25 protein-coding genes are annotated in these 24,348 nt (G+C 58.0%); 5 read left to right on the forward strand and 20 right to left on the reverse strand.

Features of this window, described 5'->3' with window-relative positions:
• Window positions 1-148: 148 nt before the first annotated feature.
• From J0G10_RS10465 to J0G10_RS10475, 3 genes are read right to left on the reverse strand one after another with little or no spacing between them, the layout of a single operon-like run.
• The gene (locus tag J0G10_RS10465; RefSeq protein ID WP_095047718.1) at window positions 149-688 is read right to left on the reverse strand and encodes a FixH family protein; all 540 of its coding nucleotides are present in this window, start codon (window positions 686-688) and stop codon (window positions 149-151) included.
• 11 nt (window positions 689-699) lie between these two features.
• Complete coding sequence (ccoG, locus tag J0G10_RS10470; RefSeq protein WP_095047717.1) at window positions 700-2,115, reverse strand: cytochrome c oxidase accessory protein CcoG; 1,416 nt, start codon at window positions 2,113-2,115, stop codon at window positions 700-702.
• Complete coding sequence (locus J0G10_RS10475) at window positions 2,115-2,432, reverse strand: hypothetical protein (RefSeq protein WP_141231782.1); 318 nt, start codon at window positions 2,430-2,432, stop codon at window positions 2,115-2,117. Before J0G10_RS10475 ends, ccoG begins: the two co-directional genes overlap by 1 nt.
• 270 nt (window positions 2,433-2,702) lie before the next feature.
• Here J0G10_RS10475 and J0G10_RS10480 point away from each other — a divergent pair, with 270 nt between their 5' ends.
• Window positions 2,703-3,707 carry a metallophosphoesterase family protein gene (locus J0G10_RS10480; RefSeq protein WP_220558396.1) on the forward strand — a complete coding sequence of 335 codons (1,005 nt, stop codon included), beginning with the start codon at window positions 2,703-2,705 and terminating at the stop codon, window positions 3,705-3,707.
• A 38-nt stretch (window positions 3,708-3,745) separates the two neighbouring features.
• Here J0G10_RS10480 and J0G10_RS10485 read toward each other — a convergent pair whose 3' ends face one another.
• From J0G10_RS10485 to ccoN (J0G10_RS10530), 10 genes are all read right to left on the reverse strand, one after another.
• Window positions 3,746-4,165: a type II toxin-antitoxin system VapC family toxin gene (locus J0G10_RS10485; RefSeq protein WP_099758478.1), complete on the reverse strand. Its 420-nt coding sequence runs from the start codon at window positions 4,163-4,165 to the stop codon at window positions 3,746-3,748.
• Window positions 4,165-4,419, reverse strand: a complete 255-nt coding sequence (locus J0G10_RS10490; protein ID WP_220558844.1) for a type II toxin-antitoxin system Phd/YefM family antitoxin — start codon at window positions 4,417-4,419, stop codon at window positions 4,165-4,167. The genes J0G10_RS10485 and J0G10_RS10490 overlap by 1 nt, the downstream gene beginning before the upstream one ends.
• Window positions 4,420-4,947: 528 nt before the next feature.
• Window positions 4,948-5,931 carry a cytochrome-c oxidase, cbb3-type subunit III gene (ccoP, locus tag J0G10_RS10495; protein ID WP_093431872.1) on the reverse strand — a complete coding sequence of 328 codons (984 nt, stop codon included), beginning with the start codon at window positions 5,929-5,931 and terminating at the stop codon, window positions 4,948-4,950.
• The gene (locus tag J0G10_RS10500; RefSeq protein ID WP_003175465.1) at window positions 5,928-6,113 is read right to left on the reverse strand and encodes a CcoQ/FixQ family Cbb3-type cytochrome c oxidase assembly chaperone; all 186 of its coding nucleotides are present in this window, start codon (window positions 6,111-6,113) and stop codon (window positions 5,928-5,930) included. The genes ccoP (J0G10_RS10495) and J0G10_RS10500 overlap by 4 nt, the downstream gene beginning before the upstream one ends.
• A 5-nt stretch (window positions 6,114-6,118) precedes the next feature.
• Window positions 6,119-6,727 (reverse strand): cytochrome-c oxidase, cbb3-type subunit II, encoded by a 609-nt coding sequence (ccoO, locus tag J0G10_RS10505; RefSeq protein WP_095047713.1) that lies wholly within the window; start codon window positions 6,725-6,727, stop codon window positions 6,119-6,121.
• Window positions 6,727-8,169 (reverse strand): cytochrome-c oxidase, cbb3-type subunit I, encoded by a 1,443-nt coding sequence (gene ccoN / locus J0G10_RS10510; RefSeq protein WP_093431876.1) that lies wholly within the window; start codon window positions 8,167-8,169, stop codon window positions 6,727-6,729. Before ccoN (J0G10_RS10510) ends, ccoO (J0G10_RS10505) begins: the two co-directional genes overlap by 1 nt.
• A 482-nt stretch (window positions 8,170-8,651) precedes the next feature.
• A complete protein-coding gene (gene ccoP / locus J0G10_RS10515) occupies window positions 8,652-9,605 on the reverse strand; it encodes a cytochrome-c oxidase, cbb3-type subunit III (protein WP_220558397.1) in 954 nt (317 codons plus the stop codon).
• Window positions 9,602-9,799, reverse strand: a complete 198-nt coding sequence (locus J0G10_RS10520) for a cbb3-type cytochrome oxidase subunit 3 (protein ID WP_095047711.1) — start codon at window positions 9,797-9,799, stop codon at window positions 9,602-9,604. The genes ccoP (J0G10_RS10515) and J0G10_RS10520 overlap by 4 nt, the downstream gene beginning before the upstream one ends.
• Before the next feature lie 3 nt (window positions 9,800-9,802).
• Window positions 9,803-10,411, reverse strand: a complete 609-nt coding sequence (ccoO, locus tag J0G10_RS10525) for a cytochrome-c oxidase, cbb3-type subunit II (RefSeq protein ID WP_003223389.1) — start codon at window positions 10,409-10,411, stop codon at window positions 9,803-9,805.
• A 10-nt stretch (window positions 10,412-10,421) separates the two neighbouring features.
• Window positions 10,422-11,846, reverse strand: a complete 1,425-nt coding sequence (gene ccoN / locus J0G10_RS10530) for a cytochrome-c oxidase, cbb3-type subunit I (protein ID WP_008082029.1) — start codon at window positions 11,844-11,846, stop codon at window positions 10,422-10,424.
• Window positions 11,847-11,941: 95 nt separating this feature from the next.
• Here ccoN (J0G10_RS10530) and J0G10_RS10535 point away from each other — a divergent pair, with 95 nt between their 5' ends.
• From J0G10_RS10535 to J0G10_RS10545, 3 genes are all read left to right on the forward strand, one after another.
• Entirely contained in the window at window positions 11,942-12,622 is a 681-nt protein-coding gene (locus J0G10_RS10535; RefSeq protein ID WP_220558398.1) for an alpha/beta family hydrolase, read from the forward strand.
• Window positions 12,623-12,783: 161 nt separating this feature from the next.
• Window positions 12,784-13,929 (forward strand): integrase core domain-containing protein, encoded by a 1,146-nt coding sequence (locus J0G10_RS10540; RefSeq protein WP_220558399.1) that lies wholly within the window; start codon window positions 12,784-12,786, stop codon window positions 13,927-13,929.
• Window positions 13,930-14,973: 1,044 nt separating this feature from the next.
• Window positions 14,974-15,339 carry a DUF6124 family protein gene (locus J0G10_RS10545; RefSeq protein WP_220558400.1) on the forward strand — a complete coding sequence of 122 codons (366 nt, stop codon included), beginning with the start codon at window positions 14,974-14,976 and terminating at the stop codon, window positions 15,337-15,339.
• Between the two features lie 247 nt (window positions 15,340-15,586).
• Here the strand turns inward: J0G10_RS10545 and J0G10_RS10550 are convergent, their stop codons facing one another.
• The 4 genes from J0G10_RS10550 to inhA form a co-directional block, all read right to left on the reverse strand.
• Entirely contained in the window at window positions 15,587-16,111 is a 525-nt protein-coding gene (locus tag J0G10_RS10550) for a hypothetical protein (RefSeq protein ID WP_116255463.1), read from the reverse strand.
• Between the two features lie 213 nt (window positions 16,112-16,324).
• Window positions 16,325-17,890: a methyl-accepting chemotaxis protein gene (locus tag J0G10_RS10555; RefSeq protein WP_095047707.1), complete on the reverse strand. Its 1,566-nt coding sequence runs from the start codon at window positions 17,888-17,890 to the stop codon at window positions 16,325-16,327.
• Between the two features lie 102 nt (window positions 17,891-17,992).
• Window positions 17,993-18,784, reverse strand: a complete 792-nt coding sequence (locus tag J0G10_RS10560) for a CPBP family intramembrane glutamic endopeptidase (RefSeq protein WP_095047706.1) — start codon at window positions 18,782-18,784, stop codon at window positions 17,993-17,995.
• A 229-nt stretch (window positions 18,785-19,013) separates the two neighbouring features.
• Window positions 19,014-19,700 (reverse strand): isonitrile hydratase, encoded by a 687-nt coding sequence (gene inhA / locus J0G10_RS10565; RefSeq protein WP_095047705.1) that lies wholly within the window; start codon window positions 19,698-19,700, stop codon window positions 19,014-19,016.
• A gap of 89 nt (window positions 19,701-19,789) precedes the next feature.
• On the opposite strand from inhA, the gene J0G10_RS10570 reads away from it, so the two are divergent.
• The gene (locus J0G10_RS10570; RefSeq protein ID WP_220558401.1) at window positions 19,790-20,773 is read left to right on the forward strand and encodes a GlxA family transcriptional regulator; all 984 of its coding nucleotides are present in this window, start codon (window positions 19,790-19,792) and stop codon (window positions 20,771-20,773) included.
• Window position 20,774: 1 nt separating this feature from the next.
• Here J0G10_RS10570 and J0G10_RS10575 read toward each other — a convergent pair whose 3' ends face one another.
• The 3 genes from J0G10_RS10575 to J0G10_RS10585 all read right to left on the reverse strand — a co-directional run bounded on the left by J0G10_RS10575 (window position 20,775) and on the right by J0G10_RS10585 (window position 24,178).
• Window positions 20,775-21,164, reverse strand: a complete 390-nt coding sequence (locus tag J0G10_RS10575) for a hypothetical protein (protein ID WP_220558402.1) — start codon at window positions 21,162-21,164, stop codon at window positions 20,775-20,777.
• Between the two features lie 394 nt (window positions 21,165-21,558).
• Complete coding sequence (locus J0G10_RS10580; protein WP_220558403.1) at window positions 21,559-23,385, reverse strand: glycoside hydrolase family 15 protein; 1,827 nt, start codon at window positions 23,383-23,385, stop codon at window positions 21,559-21,561.
• Window positions 23,378-24,178, reverse strand: a complete 801-nt coding sequence (locus tag J0G10_RS10585) for a glucose 1-dehydrogenase (RefSeq protein WP_093431918.1) — start codon at window positions 24,176-24,178, stop codon at window positions 23,378-23,380. Before J0G10_RS10585 ends, J0G10_RS10580 begins: the two co-directional genes overlap by 8 nt.
• Window positions 24,179-24,348 lie beyond the last annotated feature (170 nt).

Here is a 24,348-nt window from a genome sequence, read left to right on the forward strand (position 1 = left end):
CCCGGAGGGAGAAGGAGCCGATCGGTGTGAGCCTGAAAACAGGCTCAGTCGCCTGGATTTTCACTGTCATACACAAAACGTGCAAACGCTCGAGATCAGTTCCCTCTCCAGGGGGAGAGGGCTAGGGTGAGGGGGCTTTTGAAGTTGTTTACTTCTTCAAGTCTTCGGCACCTTGCAGCGGTTCATCACCCAGCAGCAGATCCTTGTCATGGTTAACCAATTCTTCCTCGAACATCCGCCAGACGTGATCATCCTGAGTGCCCAGCAACTCGACAAACCGGCGACCTTCAACTTTGTCACCCAATTGGCCGATGTAACGCCCGGTTTCGGTCTCGCTGCGGGTCAGGACAATCTTGCGATCCTTCTCCGGCTGCGTCGGTGAAATCAGGTTCAGCTCCAGAGTCTTTGGCTGACTGTCACCGCTTAAACGCAGATCAACTTCACCGGTCACGTCATCCAGATGCACAGCGGCGCGCATCTTCAGAGTCTGTGCCAACAGCTCACGGTCCAGCGAACGGTTGATGCCTTTGCCGGCCTCGTAGTAGTTGTCGTTGACGAGGTTGTCCGGGTTGTTCACCGCAATGGTCACCATGGACAGAGTCAGGGTCACCGAACAGGCCAGAATTCCGATGATGATCCATGGCCAAAGGTGCTTGTACCAGGGACTTGCGGCGTTTGCTGCGGGCATGTTCAGTTCTCTCAACGGATTTGTGGGCCGATGAATCGGCTCTTGGCTTCAACGTGGACGCTGTCGTCATCGGCATCCTTGAGGAGGAATTTCACCTCATTGGTGCTCGATGGCAGTTGCTCCGGTGCGCTCGACAACTCGACCGGCATGCTGACGATGTCGCCGGCCGCGACTTTGATCTCGCGTTTGCCTTGCAGGCGCAGGTCGGGCAGGCCGGCGGCTTCCAGCACGTAAGTGTGGTCGCGCTGATCCTTGTTCATGATCTTCAGGCTGTAGACGTTTTCGATCCGGCCTTCGGCGTTTTCGCGGTATAGCACGCGGTCCTTGCTGACGTCGAAGCCAACCAGCGAGCGCATCACGAATGCAGTGACCAACAGGCTGATCATCGCCAGCAACACTACGGCATAGCCGATCAGGCGTGGCCGCAGTTTATGGGTTTTCTGCCCGGACAGGTTGTGTTCGGTGGTGTAGCTGATCAGCCCGCGCGGGTAATCCATCTTGTCCATGATGCTGTCGCAGGCGTCGATGCAGGCCGCGCAGCCAATGCACTCGATCTGCAGACCGTCGCGGATGTCGATGCCGGTCGGGCACACCTGAACGCACATGGTGCAATCGATGCAATCGCCCAGGCCCTGGGCCTTGTAATCGACGCCTTTCTTGCGCGGGCCACGGCTTTCGCCGCGACGCGGGTCGTAGGAGACGATCAGCGTGTCCTTGTCGAACATCACGCTCTGGAAGCGTGCGTACGGGCACATGTAAATGCACACCTGCTCACGCAGCCAACCGGCGTTGCCGTAAGTGGCGAGGGTGAAGAAGCCGACCCAGAAATACGACCAGCCATCGGCCTGGCCGGTGAAGAATTCGAAGACCAGTTCACGGATCGGCGAGAAGTAGCCAACGAAGGTCATGCCGGTGACAAAACCGATCAACAGCCACAGCGCGTGTTTGGCGAGTTTGCGCGCGAATTTGTTGGCGCTCATCGGCGCCTTGTCGAGCTTGATGCGCTGATTACGGTCGCCTTCGGTGACCTTCTCGCACCACATGAAAATCCACGTCCACACACTTTGCGGACAGGTGTAGCCGCACCAGACCCGGCCGGCGTACACGGTAATGAAGAACAGGCCGAACGCGGCAATGATCAACAGGCCCGAGAGCAGAATGAAATCCTGTGGCCAGAAAGTGGCGCCGAAGATGAAGAACTTGCGCTCCGGCAGGTTCCACCACACGGCCTGATGACCGCCCCAGTTCAGCCACACCGTACCGAAATACAGCAGAAACAATGCCGCACCGCCCATCATCCGCAGATTGCGGAACAGGCCAGTGAAAGCACGGGTGTAGATTTTTTCTCGAGAGGCGTAAAGGTCAACGCTGTTGTTCGCGTTTTTGCTCGGTGGTGTGACGTCGTGTACCGGAATCTGGTTGCTCATCATTGCATCCCACGGCAGTGGAAAAATGCCTCGGTCGATACGTGCCAACCCAGGTCAGAAAGGGGTGTTGCAGTGGCGCAATGATACGCCGGTCGCTCTGGCTCAAGGGTGCGACCTTTGGTCGCGTTGGGTAAAAAACCTGAATGGTGTAGCGAATGCAGCAAAGCATGATGCAGGTCAATTGACTTGTTGAGTATGGACGGTTTTGGCTTGAGGGCTAATTCATTGTTTCCACGGGAGAACAGTCCGCCGCTGCGGTCATTGCGAGTTTCATAAAAAAGCCTGGTCAGATTGGACGCACGCACGAATGGCGTCACGTTCAGGGTTTCCTTTGCACAACTCGACGCGTGTCTGTCCTGAAAGAAAACTTTGAATGTGGTTTTGCGTGGGCCACGTCAGGTTGAATGGAACTTGTCATGTTTGTTTTCAGTGCTCTGCAGGTTATTCAAGTTGTGCGGTTAGTGCCTCTGAAATAAATCCAATTGATTGTTCTTTATGAGTGCTTTGAAGTTTTCTGTTTTTTCGAATAAGTTCTGTTTGCGCGAAAAGTTTGCGTCTGATTGATTAATTTAAACGGAATTTAATGTATGGCTTTTAACAAGTTTGCAAGCGTTGTGCTGGGTGTTTGTTTGTGGGCGACGGTTGTATCGGCGCAGGCTATAAGCGGAACACCGAAACACATGGTTTTTGCCTCGGATACTCAATATCCCTGGACCGACAAGACTGATGACCGGGAGCCGGAATCCGACACCGAATTCGATGTTCGTTCGAAATGGCTGGTTGATACTCAGCTTGGGAGTATTGCCGAGTTCAGAAATCAGCACGGCTCTCAAGCCCAGGTGCCTTTGATGATCAATGGCGATATAACCGCTTTTGGTCATGGCTGGCAGCGTTCGTTCATGAAGGATTTACTGACCAAGCACTTCAAAGGTGAGTATTTGTATGGCTTGGGTAATCACGATTATGAAAACAATGTTGATGATTGTTTTAGTAATAGCTGTGCAGCGGGAAGTATCGTCGAATTCAAAGAACACCATGAGGGTAAAGTCGACAGCTTTGATCTGAAAATCACCAGTGGGTTTCTCAGTAAAAAGTACTCTGGCAGTCTCGCCTATTCAAAAAACATCGGCGAAGTTCATATGGTTCAACTCAATAACGAACCGACGTATACCACCCGCATTGCTCATCCATTGAACCCGACGACATTTGAAATCAACGATGCGCTCGACTGGCTCGAGACGGACCTCAGACTGGCGCGAGCCTCGGGGTACGCCATCATCATCAATATGCATAAACCGTTGCGCCACCAGGGGACCCAGGCGCAACAGAAACGCTTCACCGATATGGTCAATAAATATCAAGTGACGGCGATCTTTGCCGGCCATTTGCATAAGGATGGAGGTGATGCTTATTGGGAGGGTAGCGTACCCATCTACCTGAGCGGCAGTACGTCTCAGCAAACCTATCTGATTGCCAGTTTCACCGAGGACCGCAAGCAGTTGCAGGTCTATCTGGTGAAGAACAATCAGTGGCGCAATCGAACGCTGATCGATACGACGCCGGTGCATTCAATCTTCGCCAAGCGCCCATAAAAAAAGCCCCGCCAGTGATTAGGCGGGGCTTTGGACGATCAGTGATTGGCAGCGTTCCATGGATTGATCAGATGAACGCCGCTGAGTTGGAAATCGGCAACATTACGGGTGACCAGCGTCAGCCCATGAACAAGCGCGGTGGCGGCGATCAAAGCGTCGCATTCATTGCTGCGATCAGGCACGTGCAGCTGTGCGCATCGGCTAGCGACGGCGCTATCGACCGAGAGGATTCTTCCCGAGAATGCGGGTTTGACATGACGCTCGAGCCAGTTGCGCAGCATCCCTCCTTGTGGCGGGTCGCGGCGTTCGATACGCAGAATGCCGGTTTCCAGCTCCAGCACAGTGATGGCCGATAAATACAGGCTGGCCGGGGCGACGCTGTTTGCCCATGTCACCACCTGCTTGTCGGCCTGGGGTTTTCGCAGTTCGGAAACTACATTGGTATCCAGTAGAAACATCAGGACAGGTCCACGCTGCGAGGAGTGATGACGGCGCGCTCGGGTTCGAATTCGATGTCAGGCGCATTCGGCATGACCAGCAGATCGACGATGCTGGTCTGGCTACCGGTCAGTTTCTGGTATTCCTCGATGCACAGCAGTACATGGGCAGGCTTGCCACGATCGGTAATGATGACCGGGCCCTGATGCGCGGCTTTTTTGGCAGCACTGGTGTCCTGGTTGAATTCGCGGCTGGAAATGGTCGTGATGGCCATCATGTTCGGCCTCCGGTGATTCTGGTGTAGAAACGTTACTACGTTGAGGTTTTTCCGGCAATCGGAAAGGTGGGTTGCGGACGATCGGTTTATCACTGTCATAACGGCACCAGCCAGAGCGCCCCTGCCAACGGGCAGGGGCGCAGGATATCGGGCGAATTTTCGCTGTGTTCTGCTGCTTTTTCAGAGCAATCGGCCGCCGCCGAGACCGTCCAGACCGCCACCGTTACCTGGAGGGTCCATGGTGTCTGGCGATGTTGAGCGTGCCGGCGCAGCAGGCGTTTTTAGCGGCGTTGCGTGATGAACAGGGCGGGGCTGCAAACGTTTTGGCAATGTGTTTTGGTCATTTTTTGACATGTAGGCTTCATCCTTGAAGGTTGACCCGATGCTGCTCATCGGGGTGAGAAAAACCTACAGGGCAGCTTTCCTCAGGTCTATTGAGCAAACGTTTCAAGGCATGAATGCCAGCATGAAAAAAGGCCCCGCCAATCAACATTGGCGGGGCCTTTTGTACTTCAAGCGCTGGCCTTACTCGGCGTTCGCTTCCGGTGCTTTTTCACCGTGGGACAGGCTGTAAACATATGCCGCCAGCAGGTGCACCTTGTCGTTGCCTTGCAGTTGTTCCTGCGCAGGCATCTGGCCCTGACGGCCGTAACGGATGGTCTGCTGCAGTTGCGCGAAGCTCGAACCGTAGATGAACGCACCCGGGTGGGTCAGGTCAGGCGCGCCCATGGCGGGGGTGCCTTTGCCGGCCGGACCGTGGCAGGCCACGCAATTGGCGGCAAACAGTTTACCGCCGTTAGCCGGGTCAGCCTTGGTGCCTTCCGGCAGTTTGCGGCCATCCAGGTTGGTCACGACAAACGCTGCCACGTCGGCAACGCCTTGCTCACCAATCACTTCAGCCCAGGCCGGCATCACCGCGTGACGACCGCCCATGATGGTGGTCTTGATGGTTTCCGGCTCGCCGCCCCAGCGCCAGTCGGCGTCGGTCAGGTTAGGGAAACCGTAGGCACCCTTGGCGTCGGAACCGTGGCACACCGAGCAGTTGGAGGCGAACAAACGGCCACCCATCTTCAGTGCTTGCGGATCCTTGGCCACTTCTTCGATTGGCATGGCAGCGAACTTGGCGAAGATCGGACCGAACTTGGCGTCCGAGCGGGCCATTTCCTTTTCCCACTCGTGCACGCCGGTCCAGCCGGTCTGGCCATTGGCGAACGCGGTCTGCTTGTCGTTATCGAGGTAGTTGTAGCCCGGCAGCAGGCCTTTCCAGTTGCCCAGGCCCGGGTACAGCACCAGGTAACCCAAGGCAAAAATGATGGTGCCGACAAACAGCATGAACCACCATTTCGGCAGTGGGTTGTCGTACTCCTCGATCCCGTCGAAGGAGTGCCCGACCGTCTCGTCCGTCTGTTCGCTGCGCTGGCCCTTGCGGGTCGACAGCAGCAGCCAGGTCAGGGAAAAGATCGTACCGAGACTGAGGACTGTGACGTACAGACTCCAGAATGTAGTCATTCTTTGTTACTCCTAGAAGCTTGCTCGACGTGCTTGATGGCTTCGGGATCATCCGCAAAAGGCAACAAGGTCGCGTCTTCAAACTCCGACTTGCGCTTGGGGCTGAACACCCACAACGCCAGACCGATGAAGGCCACCATCACGACAACGGTGCCCAGGCCACGAATCATCCCGATATCCATCTAGATCACCGTTTGCTTTTGATGATGGTGCCCAGGCCTTGCAGATAGGCCACCAGCGCGTCCATTTCGGTTTTGCCCTTCACGGCATCCTTGGCCCCGGCGATGTCTTCGTCGGTGTAAGGAACGCCGAGCGTGCGCAACACTTCCATTTTCTTGGCAGTGTCTTTGCCGTCGAGCTTGTTTTCTACGAGGAACGGGTAAGCCGGCATTTTCGACTCAGGCACGACGTTGCGCGGGTTGTACAAGTGCGCACGCTGCCAGTCATCGGAGTAACGACCGCCAACACGGGCCAGATCTGGCCCGGTACGTTTGGAACCCCACAGGAACGGGTGATCCCAGACGCTTTCACCGGCGACCGAGTAGTGCCCATAGCGTTCGGTTTCGGCACGGAACGGACGGATCATCTGCGAGTGGCAGCCGACACAGCCGTTGGCGATGTAAACGTCGCGGCCTTCCAGTTCCAGCGCCGAACGCGGCTTCATGCCTTCGACCGGCTTATTGGTGACGTCCTGGAAAAACAGCGGAACGATTTGGGTCAGGCCGCCAACGCTGACGGCGATGACCATGAAGAAGGCCAGCAGGCCAATATTCTTCTCGACAGCTTCATGCTTCATCAGTGAGCTCCAACGACAGCGATCTGGGCAGCGGCTTCGGCTTCAGCCGGGTTCGAGGCGCGCACGGTGCGCCAGACGTTGTAAGCCATCAGGAACATGCCGCTGGCGAAGAAAGCACCGCCCAAGGCGCGAACGATGTAGCCCGGGTGGCTGGCTTGCAGCGCTTCAACGAACGAGTAGGTGAGGGTGCCGTCGTCGTTGATTGCACGCCACATCAGGCCCTGCGTGATGCCGTTGACCCACATCGAAGCGATGTAGAGCACGGTGCCGATGGTCGCGAGCCAGAAGTGCGCGTTGATCAGGCCAACACTGTGCATCTGCGCACGGCCGAACAGGCGCGGGATCATGTGGTAGATCGCGCCGATCGAGATCATCGCTACCCAGCCGAGAGCGCCAGCGTGTACGTGGCCAATGGTCCAGTCGGTGTAGTGCGAGAGCGAGTTGACGGTCTTGATCGCCATCATCGGCCCTTCGAAGGTCGACATGCCGTAGAACGCCAACGAGACCACGAGGAAGCGCAGGATCGGGTCGGTGCGCAGCTTATGCCAGGCGCCCGACAGGGTCATCATGCCGTTGATCATGCCGCCCCAGCTTGGCGCCAGAAGGATGATCGACATCGCCATGCCCAGCGATTGTGCCCAATCCGGCAGTGCGGTGTAGTGCAGGTGGTGCGGACCGGCCCAGATGTACAGGGTGATCAGCGCCCAGAAGTGCACGATCGACAGGCGATAGGAGTAGATCGGACGCTCGGCCTGTTTCGGCACGAAGTAGTACATCATCCCGAGGAAACCGGTGGTCAGGAAGAAGCCCACCGCGTTGTGGCCGTACCACCACTGGATCATCGCATCGGTCGCGCCGGAGTAGGCGGAGTAGGACTTGAAGAAGCTCACCGGCAGGGAGGCGTGGTTGACGATGTGCAGCATCGCCGTGACGACGATGAACGCGCCGTAGAACCAGTTACCCACATAAATGTGCTTGGTTTTGCGCTTGGTGATGGTGCCGAAGAACACCAGACCGTAGGTGACCCAGACAATCGCCAGCAGAATAGCCAGTGGCCATTCCAGTTCCGCGTATTCCTTGGTGGTGGTGTAACCCAGCGGCAAGGTAATGATCGCGCCGACGATCACCGCTTGCCAGCCCCAGAAGGTGAAGGCCGCGAGGCTGTCGGAAATCAGTCGCGTCTGGCAGGTTCGCTGCACGACATAGTAGGAAGTGGCAAACAGTGCACAGCCACCGAAGGCAAAAATCACCAGGTTTGTGTGCAACGGGCGCAGGCGTCCAAAGCTCGTCCACGGCAGACCGAAGTTCAATTCCGGCCAGACCAGTTGCGAGGCGATGAAGACACCGAGCCCCATGCCAAGGATCCCCCAGACCACCGTCATGATGGCGAACTGGCGGACTACCTTATAGTTATAAGCAGTCGGACTGATTGCTGTGCTCATTCTAAGGTTCCACGGTTTGGGTGTTTTATTAGGATTAAAATCGGCCGCAAGTATGCAGAGAGCAGGTGGTCATTGCAACGCGCCATGACCTGGGTCAATGCTTTCCAACGCTGATTCTGCGGCCTTTCCATGCGCCGCGTAAGGACAAAATTGGCCTCGGACAAAATGTCGCAGCGGACGAAAAAAGCGAGGGGTTCAGGTCGCTTGTAACGGGGTGTGTTCAAACGCTCAGTTCGGGTGACGGACGGTAAATGGCACGACAGCCGGTATCTACCGGCGTTTGCGGCCACATCAGTCAGCCGGTTCGCGGAACACAGCAGTCAGCATTGACCTGGAACCGGCACAAGCCAGTCCGCATCGAGCAAGCGTAGACCCGAATCAGAGGAACCGAAAGGAGAGGGTGTGAAGGGGTGCGACAATGCGTCGCAAAGGGGCTGGATGCTGCCGCACCGAGAATGGTGCGGCAGAGGTGTACGCAATGATTACTTCTTGTTGTCTTCAGTAATCAGTTTTTCTGTATTCAATCTATGTGACAGGCTGTACACATAAGCGGCAAGTAATTGCACTTTATCGTTGCCCAACAGTTCGTTCTGCGCTGGCATGTGACCCTGGCGACCATGGCGAATGGTCTGCTCGAGTTGGGTCAGGCTGGTGCCATAGATAAACCCGGCCGGGTGCGTCAGATTCGGCGCCCCCATGGCTTCAGTACCTTGGCCGGTTGCCCCATGACAGGCCACGCAAGTAGTGCTGAACGCCTGCTGTCCGGCTTGCAGGTCAGCCTTGTTATCGGCTGGCAATGGCAGACCGGCCAGTTCGTGACGGACGTACGCCGCGACGTTTTTCACCCCGGCTTCGCCCAACACTTCGCCCCAGGCCGGCATTGCCGCCATCCGGCCACCCATGATGGTGGTCTTGATGGTGTCGGCGTCGCCACCCCAGCGCCAGTCGCTGTCGGCGAGGTTAGGGAAACCGAACGCGCCTTTGGCGTCTGAGCCGTGGCACACCGAGCAGTTGGAGGCGAACAGGCGGCCACCCATCTTCAGCGCCTGCGGATCCTTCGCCACTTCTTCCAGCGGCATGGCGGCGAACTTGGCGAAGATCGGCCCGAATTTGGCGTCGGCCTTGTTCATTTCCTTTTCCCACTCGTGCACGCCGGTCCAGCCATCCTCGTAACCCGGCAGGATGCCTTTCCAGTTGCCCAGGCCCGGATAGAGGATCAGATAGCCCACGGAAAACACCAGCGTGCCGGCGAACAGCATGAACCACCACTGCGGCAGCGGGTTGTCGTACTCCTCGATGCCGTCGAAGCTATGGCCCATGGTCTGGTCTACGCTGCCCTTGGTCTCGCCCCGGCGCGTGCCGATCAGCAGCCACGTCAGGCCGATCAGGCTGCCGATGGTCAGTACGCAGATCCACGTACTCCAGAAGGTGGTCATGGCCGAGTACTCCTTGTCTCATTTACTGGGGTTGTGTCGGGTTGCGGCTCGTCGGCGAACGGCAGCAGACGTGCTTCGGCAAACTCCGGGGTGCGCTTGCGGTTGAATACCCACAAAGTCAAACCGACGAAAGCTATAAACACGACAACGGTGCCTAAACCACGGATCAGCCCTGTGCTCATTTCAATGACCATGGCTCACCTCTTGCTCTTGATCGCAGTGCCGAGCACTTGCAGGTAGGAGACGAGGGCGTCCATTTCGGTCTTCCCCTTGAGGCTGGCCACCGCACCGCTGATGTCGTCGTCGGTGTACGGCACGCCGAGGGTGCGCATGGTCTTGAGCTTGGTTTCGGTGTGGCTGCTGTCGACCGCTTGCGTGACCAGCCACGGATAGGCCGGCATTTTCGATTCCGGTACGACGTTGCGCGGGTTGTACAAGTGCGCGCGGTGCCAGTCATCCGAGTAACGCGCGCCGACCCGGGCGAGGTCCGGACCGGTACGTTTCGAACCCCACAGGAACGGGTGATCCCACACGCTTTCGCCCGCAACCGAGTAGTGCCCGTAGCGCTCGGTTTCGGCGCGGAACGGGCGGATCATCTGCGAGTGGCAACCGACGCAGCCTTCGCGGATGTAGATGTCGCGGCCTTCCAGTTGCAGCGCGGTGTAGGGCTTCATGCCTTCCACCGGTTTGTTGGTGACGTCCTGGAAGAACAGCGGGACGATCTGGGTCAGGCCGCCGATGCTCACGGCAAAGACCATGAGCAACATCAACAGGCCGACGTTCTTTTCAATCGTTTCGTGTTTCATGGCGGACTCCTCAGGCCATCTGCGCGGCAGCAACGACGTCAGCAGGCTGCGAGGCCCGCACGGTGCGCCAGGTGTTGTAAGCCATCAGGAACATGCCGCTGAGGAAGATCGCGCCACCAATCAGCCGCACGACGAAGCCTGGGTGGCTGGCCACCAGGGTTTCGACGAAGGAGTAGGTCAGCGTGCCGTCCTCGTTTACCGCGCGCCACATCAGGCCTTGGGCGATGCCGTTGACCCACATCGACGCGATGTAGAGCACGGTGCCGATGGTCGCGAGCCAGAAGTGCGCGTTGATCAAACCGACGCTGTGCATCTGCGCCTTGCCGAAGATTTTCGGGATCATGTGGTACAGCGCGCCGATCGAGATCATCGCCACCCAGCCGAGGGCGCCGGCATGTACGTGGCCGATGGTCCAGTCGGTGTAGTGGGAGAGGGCGTTGACGGTCTTGATCGCCATCATCGGACCTTCGAAGGTCGACATGCCGTAGAACGCCAGCGAGACCACAAGGAAACGCAGGATCGGGTCGCTGCGCAATTTATGCCAGGCGCCTGAGAGGGTCATCATGCCGTTGATCATGCCGCCCCAGCTCGGTGCCAGCAGAATCAGCGACATCACCATGCCCAGCGACTGTGCCCAGTCTGGCAGCGCGGTGTAGTGCAAGTGGTGCGGGCCGGCCCAGATGTACAGGGTGATCAATGCCCAGAAGTGCACGATCGACAGGCGATACGAATACACCGGACGCTCGGCCTGTTTCGGCACGAAGTAGTACATCATCCCGAGGAAACCGGCGGTGAGGAAAAAGCCTACGGCGTTGTGGCCGTACCACCATTGCACCATCGCGTCGGTTGCACCGGCGTACACCGAGTACGACTTGGTGAAACTCACCGGCAATTCAAGGTTGTTGACGATGTGCAGAATCGCCACGGTGATTATGAACGCGCCGAAGAACCAGTTGCCCACGTAGATGTGCTTGGTCTTGCGCTGCATGATCGTGCCGAAGAACACGATGGCGTAGGCGACCCAGACGATGGTGATCAGGATGTCGATCGGCCATTCCAGTTCGGCATATTCCTTGGAGCTGGTGTAACCCAGTGGCAGGCTGATCGCCGCCAGCAGGATCACCAACTGCCAGCCCCAGAAGCAGAACGCGGCGATTTTTGGTGCAAACAACTGGGTTTGGCAGGTGCGTTGCACCGAGTAAAACGAACTGGCGAACAGCGCACAGCCGCCGAACGCGAAGATCACCGCGTTGGTGTGCAGCGGGCGCAGACGGCCGAAACTGGTCCAGGGTAAATTGAAGTTGAGTTCGGGCCAGACCAATTGAGCCGCGAGAAAAACCCCGAGGCCCATGCCGACGATGCCCCACACCACCGTCATAATGGCGAATTGGCGGACCACCTTGTAGTTGTAGGCGGTACTGATAGAAGTGTTCATGGTTCCCCATCCACGGTTCAGCCGAAGTGAGCGCGCGCAAGACACGCGGCGAATCCTTCGTCTGGAGTTATAGGCAGACTAAAAGCGAGGCAAGCATGGACAAACAGCACAAGGCCAGTATTGACGGGGATCAATGGGCGCAGTGTGTGCGTGATCATGGATGGCTTTGGGATGCCGCTGAGGGTAAGGCGTTTGTGACGTTGATCCTCGCGCATGGGGCGGGGGCGCCGATGGATAGCGATTGGATGAACAATATGGCTGGGCGCCTTGCCGGGCTTGGGGTGAATGTGTTGCGGTTTGAGTTTCCTTATATGGCGCAGCGGCGTATCGACGGTGGCAAGCGTCCGCCGAACCCGGCGCCGAAACTGCTGGAATGCTGGCGCGAAGTGTTTGCCGAAGTGCGACGTCATGTCGCTGGGCCGCTGGGGGTCGGCGGCAAGTCCATGGGCGGGCGGATGGCTAGTCTTTTGGCTGACGAATTGGGCGCTGATGCGTTGGTGTGTCTGGGTTATCCGTTTTATGCGGTGGGTAAACCGGAGAAGCCTCGGGTTGAGCATTTGGCTGGTTTGCAGACTCGGACGTTGATTGTGCAGGGCGAGCGGGATGCATTGGGCAATCGTGAGGCGGTTGAGGCTTACACCTTGTCACCGAGTATTGAGGTGGCGTGGTTAGCTGCCGGCGATCATGACCTCAAGCCATTAAAGGTTTCCGGGTTTACCCATGAACAGCATTTGGCCAGCGCTGCGCAGAAAATAGCCGAGTTTCTCAGCCACTGACCGAGCTGGGCTGAGATTTTGAACTGCATGAAGATCTGCTCCCTTTCCCCCTCGCCCCCATGGGGGAGAGGGCTGGGGTGGGTAAAGACCGGGTACATCCTTTACGTTTGAGACCGGGGACATGGTTTACAGGTATTAATCATGGTCAGGAGGTGCTGACCATGCCCTGGAATCAAGAGTCCCCAATGGATCAACGAGTGAAGTTAGTCAGCGACTGGCTTGGCGGCAGTTACACCAAGAGCCAATTAAGCCGGCGCTATGGTGTCAGCCGTCCAACCATCGACAAGTGGCTGGAACGATACGCAGCGTTAGGCGTAGATGGCTTGAAAGAGCAATCGCGCAAGCCGTTGAGCTGTCCTCATCAAACGTCCGACGAAATCATTGCCACGCTGCTGGCCAAGAAAAACGAACATCCCGATCGGGGACCCAAGCAGATCATTGATCGCCTGCGCGATTCCGATCCGCATATCCAATGGCCGGCGGCGAGTACCGCCGGGGAGTGGTTGAAGAAAGCTGGTTTGGTGGTGGCGCGACGGCCCTATCCCCCGCGTCCCCGTGCTCCAACGCATTTGCGTCCGGTCGACGCGCCCAACCAGACTTGGTGTGCTGATTACAAAGGGCAGTTCAAAATGCAGGACGGCAATTGGTGCTATCCGCTGACCATTACCGGTCAGATGAGCCGCTTTTTATTCGTCTGTCGCGCTTTGCCCAGTACGCACGGAGCGCCGACGCGGGAAGGCTTCGAGTGGGCTTTTCGAGAATATGGGCTGCCGGATGTGATCCGCACTGACAATGGCGCTCCTTTCGCATCGACAGGTCTGGCGCGACTTTCGAAGTTATCGGTTTGGTTCATCAGGCTTGGAATCCATGTCGAAACGATTACGCCTGGCCGTCCCGACCAAAATGGTCGACATGAACGGATGCATCGAACGCTAAAGGCAGCAGTGCCACCGGCGGAAAACCTGGTGCGCCAGCAGTTGGCTTTTCAGGAATTCATCCAAGACTTCAACCACCACCGACCGCACACCGCGCTGGGTATGAAACCGCCGGCATCTGTCTATAGCCCATCGACACGCGCTTATCCTGGTTACTTGCCTGCGCTTGAATACAGTTCCGACGTTGAAGTACGCAAGGTTCGGTCAAATGGGGAAATCAAATGGAAAGGACAGCTGATTTTTCTAGGAGAGGCTCTAATTGGAGAGGACATCGCGTTGAAGGAAGTGGCTGATGACGCTTGGGAACTGTACCTTTGCAGCCACTGTTTAGGCAGGCTTGAAAGAGGCGCCAAACGCGTTTCAAGCCTGTAAAGGTGTAAACGATGTCCCCGGTCTAATTTGTAAAGGATGTACCGGTCTCTACAGTGAGGGGGATCGATTTCAGTTGCGACATATTTTTTGGGTACATATCCGTTGCTGCGGTAACGGCCACTTAGGGTTCCGCCCTTACGGCGGGTCACTTTTTACAAACGCCTAAAAAGTAACCAAAAACGCTTGCTCCTACGTCCGGCCCGCTCGCTGGGGCTCGGGGTCCCTTCGCTCCGGGATCGATCCGGGCGCAGCGTCTCCGGTTTGCTTCGCTGCACCTACTCCCGCTGTGTTTGGCTGCGCCAAACGGTCGCTGCGCTCCCACCCCCGGATCAATCCCTCCGCTCAGCCTTCCGACGTCGCTCGTGGATCAAGATCAAGAGCTGCAGCCGAGCTAACGCTCATCCTGTTGAGTGGTGAGGAGCGCGGGTGTTCGGCTTTGGTTTTGTGGTGGATTTGCCCCTCAGGTCAGTCCCCTCTCCCTCTGGGAGAGGGCTAGGGTGAGGGGCTTTTGATCTGTTTCAGAATCTAAGATCGACTTGTTATCGCACGTCGGCGTATCTCTTCCATTCCATGCGGTCAGTCCCCTCTCCCTCTGGGAGAGGGTTAGGGTGAGGGGCGATTCTGCTGACACGATAAAAAACTGGAAGCGCGCACTGCCCAGCATTTCCTGTGCGTAAACATGATTTTGTGAGCGCGTTTAAAGTACATGAACCGTTACGCCATCAGGCCTACAACACCTTGCGCCGTTACCTACGCGTACGCCAGAATCCGCCGGCTTACACGACTACAGGCCGGGCTATATCGTTTCCTTGTCACTGAAAAACAGTGATCGGGTTTGGTAGCCCGCCTTAAATTGTCGTTGTTGCGACACTGTCGATGCTGTCTCCTTTTTGAGATATGGCTTTGTATGGTGGGCATGCGTGGGGCTCCTCTGTGAGCGCCGGGTTACCCAATTTGACCGGTCTACCAACCCGCGCATGGCCGCCACCCGCCGTTTGGTAGCGAGGGTGATGGCTCCCGTTTTTTCAAATTGGAGCTTTATCTATGTTCAAAATCACACCAAACCCACCACCCACTGATCCAATCCCCCACGACCCAGCGCTCAGCCCACAAAAGATCAAAGAAGCAACCGACCGCGCCCTCGACTACTACCTCCGCCCCGAAGCCCTGGGGGCTCCACCAAGCTCGCCAAAATTTCGCCCGGTCTATCTCGTCGACCCCACGCTGGATGACGAAACCCTGCTGGTCGAGGCGAGCGAGTCGCTTTCATACGCCCACGCCATGGCCAGCAACATCGCCAACTCAATCGGCGGCCCGGAGCGCAAACCGTTGCTGGCGCTGCAACAGGTGATCATGCTCAACGAGCTGTTGGTCAATCGACTGCTGGATAAGCTGAAGTTGCCTCAGTAATTTCGCTGGCTGTTATGGCCTCATCGCGAGCAGGCTCACTCCTACAGGGGATTGTCGTCGGGCACATAATCTGTGACCACCGCATATCCAATGTAGGAGTGAGCCTGCTCGCGATGACGGCCTGACGACCAACCGGCCTCTTACTGATGCACCCGGTCCAAATGTGGGAGCGAGCTTGCTCGCGAAAGCGGCATCACAGACAACATCTAAATCACAGCCCGACTTCCCGCTTTTTCTTTGCGGTGCATCAAACAGTATCCGACAATGCCTCAAAATACTGTTTGGCTTTCAAGTCATCTCTTTTTAAATTGAAATTACCCTTGGGTCTTATTTGTTCGGGCGTTTCGTCGGGTTTTGTTTTTGTAAATGTCGCTTCGAATTCACCTTCAACAGTCCCTTTTACAGGATCCAGCTTAATGCTCAGTGTCGCATCACCCGCTGGGATAACTCGCCAGCCTTTCAGTCCGCCCTTCTTTATTGAATGTCTGTGGTCACAGTACAAGCCCGTTGCAAGTGTATAAGTGCCTTCCAGGATGTCCTCGTTGATATACGGCACTGTGAGCATAAAACCAAAAAGATTCTCTGAGTCGACAGAACCCACGGAACCATAAAATATCCATGAAAGGTTAGTTGAGGTGCCTGATTTGTAAAACGATGTTCTTTGGGCTTTGGTTGATAAAGAATCGATCTCCCACTTGAAATCGCCGTCCTCTGCTTCGAAGTTATCTATCTGAGAGGCGTTATTTTCATTATAAAAATCGCTGTAGCTCACGATGAAATCCTTCTGTCTCGTAGGGGAATCCCGTCGATTGACCAAACGGTACTTCATAGATATTCAGTTATTAATGTTCTGTCTACTGTCAGAGTTGTCAGCTAGACATTGTTCGTGGAATGTGCTTCTACTCTGTTTTTGGGGTTTGCCTTTATTTCAGATAATAAAAAACCGGAAGCTCTCGCTGTCCGGTTTTTTATCCTGCCAGTTCAATCAGCGGTTAAACCGCTCCACCAACGAATACTGCGTATTCGCCGTCTTCGTCAGCTCTTCACTCAACAACGCCGAGTTATGCGCCTGTTCCGACGTCTGATCCGCCAGCTCCGAAATATTGCTGATGTTGCGGCTGATCTCTTCAGCCACCGCACTTTGCTCTTCGGTCGCGGCCGCAATCTGCGTGGTCATGTCGGTGATGTTGGCCACCGCTTCGCTGATCCCGACCAACGCCTGATCCGCTTCCAGCACCCGCGCCACACCTTCTTCAGCCTGGCGATGCCCGGCTTCCATGGTTTGCACGGCACTCGAAGCCGTCTGCTGCAACTTGGCGATCAGGGCATGAATCTGCCCGGTCGATTCGCTGGTGCGTTGCGCCAGTTGACGCACTTCGTCAGCCACCACGGCAAAGCCACGGCCCATCTCACCGGCACGCGCTGCTTCAATCGCAGCGTTCAGGGCGAGCAGGTTGGTCTGGTCAGCGATGCCTTTGATCACATCCACCACGCCGCCGATTTCGTCGCTGTCCTTTGCCAGTTGGGTCACGGTCAAACCGGTTTCACCGACAACTACCGACAGACGCTGGATGGCTTCGCGGGTTTCCCCGGCGATGTCACGACCGCGACCGGTCAGGCGATTGGCTTCCTGAGTGGCGTCAGCTGTGCGCTGGACGTGGCTCGCCACTTCCTGGGTGGTCGCGGCCATCTGGTTGACGGCGGTGGCGACTTGTTCGGTTTCCACACGCTGGCGTTCCAGGCCGGTGGAGCTGTTGTGCGCCAGGACGTCGGATTGCTTGGCCTGATCGGTCAAGTGTTCGGCGGTGTCCTGCAGACGGGTCAGGCAGGTTTTCAGGCGTGCTTCCTGGCTGAGGATCGACATTTCCAGACGCGCCTGGGCGCCACGGCTGTCGGTGTACATCTGCGCGATCAGCGGGTCGGAGGTGGTCTGCTCGGCCAGGCGCAGCAGGCGTTTGAGCCCGCGTTGCTGCCATTGCAGGCCCATCAGGCCCAGCGGCACCGACAGACCGGCGGCGAGGGCGAAGCCCCACTGCGAGTTCAGGGTCGCGCCGATCATGAAACTCAACTGGCTGACCAGAATGAACGGCAGCCAGTCTTGCAACACCGGCAGCCATTTATCAGTGGAAGGGATCGCCGACTTGCCTTGGTTGATGCGTTGGTAGAGCGCTTCGGCACGGCGGATCTGTTCGGCAGTGGGTTTGACACGCACTGACTCGTAGCCGATCACCTGACTGCCATCGAACACCGGAGTCACGTAGGCGTTCACCCAGTAGTGGTCGCCGGATTTGCAGCGATTCTTGACAATGCCCATCCATGGCAAGCCTTGTTTCAATGTGCCCCACATGTGCGAAAACACCGCCGCCGGTACGTCGGGGTGACGGACCAGGTTGTGCGGCGCACGGATCAGTTCTTCACGCGAAAACCCGCTGATCTCGACGAAAGCGTCGTTGCAGTAGGTGATCACGCCCTTGGCGTCGGTTGTGGAAATCAACCGCTGCTGAGCCGGGAAAGTCCGTTCGCGTTGTGTAATGGGCTGGTTGTTACGCATGGTTTTTCAATCCGCAAGGCTTTGAAAGGTTGTCGGCGGTGACAGCTTTTTATTGAAATTTTTTTTCAATAATCAGCACGGCGTCGCAAAATGGCGCTTGCTTCAGCCGGCGAGCATCGGATAGGTGAACAGGCCGAAATGCAGCAGGTTCAGGCCGAAATGCGTGGCGATCGCCGCGCCGAGCCCGCCAAAACGGTAGGCCAGACCATAGCCGACACCCGCCAGACCCGCCAGCAACACCCAGGTCCAGCCTGCGCCGGCATGCACCAGACCAAACAGCAGCGAGGCCAGCAGCAGGGCGAGATTTTCTCCGTAAGGAAGATTTTTGAAACGCTGACTGAGGCCGCCCTGTATATAGCCGCGAAACAGCGCTTCCTCGACCAAGGTCACCAGCAGCAGATTGTTCAGCACCCACAGCCACGCTTGATCAGGCCACTTCGGTGCCCAGGCGATCACGCCCAGCAACAGCGCGCCGCCAAGGGCAAGAACCGCGCTCAGCGTCAGGGCGAGGGCGGTGGCGTAGACGCTCAGGCGCAACGAACGTCGCCCGACAATCCACGGGCACACCAGCAACAACCAGAAGCCAACCAGCGGTTTGTCGAGGTTCAGGTACATCGCGAACGGCACGGCGTTGTCGGTGAAGCGTTGCGGATCAATGGCGCGACCGTTGGCGAAGCCCGGTAGCCAGTGTAGAGCCAGCGCCAAAGCCAGCACGATAAACAGACCATGGCCGAGAAAACGTGCGACCGGCACCTGTTGTTGGCGAACGGCAAAACCGGCGAACACCAGCAGCCCGATGGAAATCAGCGCCAGCCAGCCGAGGTGGCCGTAACTCAGCGCCCATCCGTAACCGAGGCTGAGAAGCGCCAGATAGAGCCATGGCAAAGCCTTCATCGAAAGTCCCTGTGCAAATTTGTGGAAGGGCTTTCTACACGGGTGGGGGTGTGGGGACAAGTGAAGGTGAAGGGGGAAACCGGGGCAGCACACAAACCTATGGTCAACCCCTTTACCTGTGGGAGCTGGCTTGCCAGCGATGAGGCCTGTTCAGCCGACATCTTCATCGACTGGTCCACCGCTATCGCTGGCAAGCCAGCTCCCACAGGGTTTTGTGTTTGCCTGGGAATCAACGCAAGTTAAGTTTCGCCGCCGCACGCTCGGTGATTTCCGTGCGCAGCTTCAGCGATGGCGCTGCACGCAAACGTGCTTCATCGACAATCTCACTCGGCGCAGTCTCCGGGCTGCCCGCGTTGAACGGCGGCGCCGGGGCATATTCCAATTGCAACTGGATCAGCTGCGCCGCATCGGCACCCACCAACTCTTCAGCCAGCACCAAGGCGAAATCAATCCCCGCCGTGATCCCGCCGCCGGTAAACAGATTGCCGTCACGCACCACCCGATCCTTCACCGCGATCGCCCCCAGCGTCGGCAGCAGATCGTGATACGCCCAATGCGTGGTCGCCCGTTTGCCTTGCAGCAGACCCGCCGCGCCGAGCACCAGCGAACCGGTGCACACCGATGTCACGTACTTTGCCAGCTCAGCCTGACGCTTGATGAAAGCCAGTGTCAGCTCATCTTCCATCAGCGCGCCGACGCCACCACCACCCGGTACACAGATCACATCCAGATCCGGGCAATCCTCAAACGTGGTGGTCGGTTTCAGCAGCAGTCCGGTACTGGCGGTGACCGGCATCAGATCCTTCCAGATCAAGTGCACCTGCACGTTCGGCAGCGAGGCGAGCACGTCATACGGCCCGGTCAGGTCGAGTTGCTGAACCTGCGGAAACAACAGAAAACCGATCTGCAACGTCATCGTTCTTACTCCATGAAAAGGGCTGGACGGCTTTACTGTAGGCGCGTAGGTTCTGGCGCATACGCCAATCACCCCACGAATTACGCCAAATGCCCAAAGCCATCCACGTACTCGCGTTTGCCAACATGCAGATCCTCGACGTCACCGGCCCCTTGCAGGTGTTCGCCTCGGCCAACGACATCGCCCGTCAGCGCGGCTTGCCGATCCCGTATGCGCCGAGCGTGATTGCCAGCGGCGGCGGGGCGGTGATGTCGTCGGCGGGGTTGGCGGTGTTGGCCGAGCCGTTGCCGCAACTGCCCAGCGACACATTGATCATCGCCGGTGGCTGGGGCATTTATCCGGCGGCCGAAGATGTGCTGTTGGTGGATTGGGTGCGCGAACACGCCGGCAAATGTCGACGCGTGGCCTCCGTGTGTACGGGGGCATTTCTGTTGGCGGCGAGCGGCTGGCTCGATGGCCGTCGCGTGGTTACCCACTGGACGCGATGCGAACAACTGGCGCAGCAACATCCGAATTTGCACGTCGAGGCCAATCCGATTTTCATCAATGACGGCCCGGTCTGGACGTCGGCGGGAGTCACTGCCGGTATCGATCTGGCATTGGCGATGGTCGAGGAGGATCTGGGAAGCGACATCGCCCTGGACGTCGCCCGGCACCTCGTGGTGTTTCTGAAACGTCCGGGCGGGCAATCGCAATTCAGCGTGACCTTATCCTTGCAGAATCAGGGCAATCGCTTTGATGAACTGCACGCGTGGATCGCCGAAAACCTCACCTGCGACCTTGGCATCCCGACCCTCGCAGAACAAGCCGGGATGAGCGAACGCAGTTTCGTCCGCCACTACCGCGCCGACACCGGCCAGACCCCGGCGCGGGCGATCGAATTGATTCGCGTCGAAACCGCCCGGCGCTTGCTCAGTGACACCGGTTTGCCGGTCAAACGCATCGCCGCCAATTGCGGTTTTGGCAGTGAAGAGACGTTGCGGCGCAGCTTCCTGCGGGCCATGGGGGTAACTCCGCAGGCTTATCGGGAGCGGTTTTCGGTCAAGGCTGGAGCAGATTCAGTGATGCCTTGAATCAAGCCTCAGCTTCCGCCACCTGATTAAAATACTTCGTCCGATCCGGGGTAAACGTCACCCGCATCTTCGTTCGCGAGCAGGTCATCGAGCGCTCTTCACCCAGATCAATATCCAGATCCTCACCCCGCAAGCCTTGCCACTGCGCCAGATACTTCAGCGAGCCATATTTCTCGTTTTTCTTCAGGCTGCGGCTCACGCCACCTTTCCAGCCGAGCACGGGCAGTTCGCCGGCGAGACATTTTTGCGCGAGGTCGGGGAAGCGGGTGGCGCGCTGGCGGCCGATTTCCCAGCACTTGATCAGGCCTTTGTCCGCGGCTTCCCAGAGTTGGGTGCGGGTCAGGCCGCTGCGAAGCGGCGTGTCGATGGTGCGCTGGACGTGCTGGGACATTCTGGTTCCTTGAATTCGGGTTTTATTGGACAGCTCCGCTGTGCCCGTTGCGGTGGATGGTAGGGGTGGATGTAACAGCTGGCAACAGGGTATTTCCGGGTGTGACTGCGAGTTGCAGGGCAGGCACGGTTCAGGGGATGTTGACCATTTGTAGTCTTACGGCAGTTGAAAACTGTGCTGAGGGAGCTTGCTCCCGCTCGGCTGTGCAGCAGGCGCAAAGTCAGGCAACCCGGTGCTTCAGTGGGATTGGGGAGGCAGGTTTCAGGGCCGCTTCGCGACCCGGCGGGAGCAAGCTCCCTCGCCATAGGGGGTGGGAGTGAGCCTGCTTTTGCGTAGGTGTCAGTCCTACAATTGGCTGTTGATGCGGACTATTTCCTACAGCCTTTGGTGACAATTACGGCTGCCAGTAACTCTTTTCCCCACTCAACTTGCGATCGAGAAAACTCGCCGCACTGATCAACGCCAGATGCGTCAAGGCTTGCGGGGTATTACCCAAGTGCCGGCCATGGGCGTCGAACTCTTCGGCGTAGAGACCCAGCGGATTGGCATAGCGCAGCAATTGCTCAAACTCCAGATGGGCTTTTTCAACCTGCCCCGCACGAGCCAGGCATTCGACATACCAGAACGAACACGCGGCAAAGGCGCCTTCAGTGCCGGCCAGGCCATCGATATTGCTGTCGTCATTGCGATAGCGATACACCATGCCGTCGCGCACCAAGGTCTTTTCGATGGCCGCAAGGGTCGACAGCCAGCGCGGATCCTTGGCGCTGACGAAACGCACCAACGGCATCAACAACATCGAGCCATCCAGCGCGGTGCCGCCCTTGTACTGGACGAAATGCCCGCGCTCCTCATTCCAGAAGTTGTCCCAGATGTCGGCGTAGATCGCCTGCCGGGTCGAGTCCCATTGCGCAAACGGTGCCGGTAGCGAGCGTTTCGAGGCCAGGCGAATCGCCCGGTCCAGCGCTACCCAGCACATCAGCCGCGAGTGCAGGAAGTGATGCTGCTCACCGCGCATTTCCCAAATGCCGACATCGGCGGTCTGCCACGTTTCACAGACTTGATCGACCACTTCGCGCACATGTTTCCAGCCCTCGTGGGAAATTGCGTCGCCGTATTTGTTGACCAGATACACCGCATCCATCAGCTCGCCGAAGATATCCAGCTGAATCTGATCGTAAGCGCCGTTGCCGATGCGCACCGGTTGCGCACCGCCGTGACCGGACAGGTGCGACAGCTCGGTTTCCGGCAATTCCTGACGACCATCGATGGCGTACAGAATGTTCAACTTCACCGGCTTGCCGCAGCAGTCGCTGACCCGTCCGCGCAGCCAGCCCATATAGGCGTTGGCCTCGCCGACAAAGCCCAGGCGCATGAACGCGTACACCGTGAACGAGGCATCGCGGATCCATGTGTAGCGGTAGTCCCAGTTACGTTCGCCGCCCGGCGTTTCCGGTAGACCGAAAGTGGCGGCGGCGAGAATGGCGCCGTGTTTGCGTGAGGTCAGCAGCTTCAACGCGAGGGCCGAGCGGTTGACCATTTCCCGCCAGCGCCCGCGGTAAATCGACTGACCGATCCAGTCGCGCCAGAACTTCAATGTGCGTTCCATGCACAAGTGTCCGGCGCCTTCGGCGAATCGTGGATCATCGGTCGCCCCGAGCATGAACGCCGCCGTTTCATTTTGCTTGAGCGTGAATTGTGCCACCGCCGCTTGCGCGTCGATCTGCATCGGCTGGTCCGAAGCCAGGCGCAGTGACGGTTGGCCGGAAGCGCTAAATGTCACGTCTTGTTGATCCATCTGAGCTCGGGTGTCGGCTCGGGCGTAATCGTGGCGCACGGCGCAGCGCATGGTGAAAGTCGCTTCGCCGCTGACCACGCGCACCCGACGCATCAACAGCGGCAGGTCATCGGCGTTGTCCGCCACTGGCAGCAGATCGGTGACTTCGACCACGGCGCGTTCACTCAGCCAGCGGGTTTGCAGAACGTTAGTGTCGGGCAGGTAAATCTGTTCGCGGCGGGCGTCGGGCAAGTCCGGCGCCAACTGGAAAATCCCCGCGTCCGGGGTGTCCAGCAACGAACAGAAAATCGACGGACTGTCGAACTCCGGCCAGCAGAAAAAATCCACACTGCCACGGTCGTTGATCAGTGCCGCGCTGCGCATGTCGCCGATGATGCCGTGGGCGTCGATTGGGCTTTGTCGTTCCAGGTGATGCTCAGCCATTGCCGCGAAACTCCGGATAGAGGCTCATGCCGCCGTCGATGAACAGGGTGGTGCCAACGATGTAATCGGCGGCATCCGAGGCGAGAAAGACCACGGCGTTGGCGACGTCTTGCGCGTCGCCGATGCGCCCGTAGGGAATCAGATCAAGCAGCTTTTCGCCGGCAGCGCCTTCGGTGGCATCTTTATTGATCGCCGTGCGAATCGCCCCCGGCGCGATGCCGTTGATGCGAATGCGTTGGTGGCTGACTTCCTGTGCAAGGGTCTGCATCAGCTGATCGACACCACCCTTGGACGCGGCGTAATTGACGTGCCCGGCCCAGGGAATGCGCTGGTGCACCGAACTCATGTGGATGATCTTGCCGGCCGCGCGGGACACGCCTTCACGAACGCCCTGGCGATTGAAAATCCGCAGGGCAGCGCGGGCGCAGAGGAACTGCCCGGTGAGGTTGACGCCGATCACCGCGTTCCAGTCGTCGAGGGTCATGTCCACAGCGGCGGCATCTTTTTGCATACCCGAGTTGGCCAGCAGAATATCCAGCGAACCGAAGGCATCGATGGCCGCCGAGAACAGACGCTCAACCTCGTCTTCCTTGGAGACATCAGCGCGAATGGCGATGGCCTGCCCACCGTCAGCAATGATTTGCCGGGCCAGTGCTTCGGCAGGTTCTGCCTGACGGTTGTAGTTGATGACCACTGCCGCGCCGGCAGCGGCCAGGGCTTTGGCGCACGCGTGGCCGATGCCGGAGCTGGCGCCGGTGATCAGGGCTGTTTGTCGGGCGAGGGAAATATGCATGCAAAATCGCGCCTTGAGTGAGGGCCTACATAGCTGACCGGTTGCCAATAGTGAGAGTTCATTCGGCAGAAAGGGCTGTGGTGATTTCGCCGACGCTTTCGCGAGCAGGCTCGCTCCCACACTGGATCGGCGTCGTACACAAATCCTCCTGTGGGAGTGAGCCTGCTCGC

Origin of the sequence: Pseudomonas germanica, assembly GCF_019614655.1 — a bacterium.
Classification (GTDB): Bacteria; Pseudomonadota; Gammaproteobacteria; order Pseudomonadales; family Pseudomonadaceae; genus Aquipseudomonas; species Aquipseudomonas neuropathica.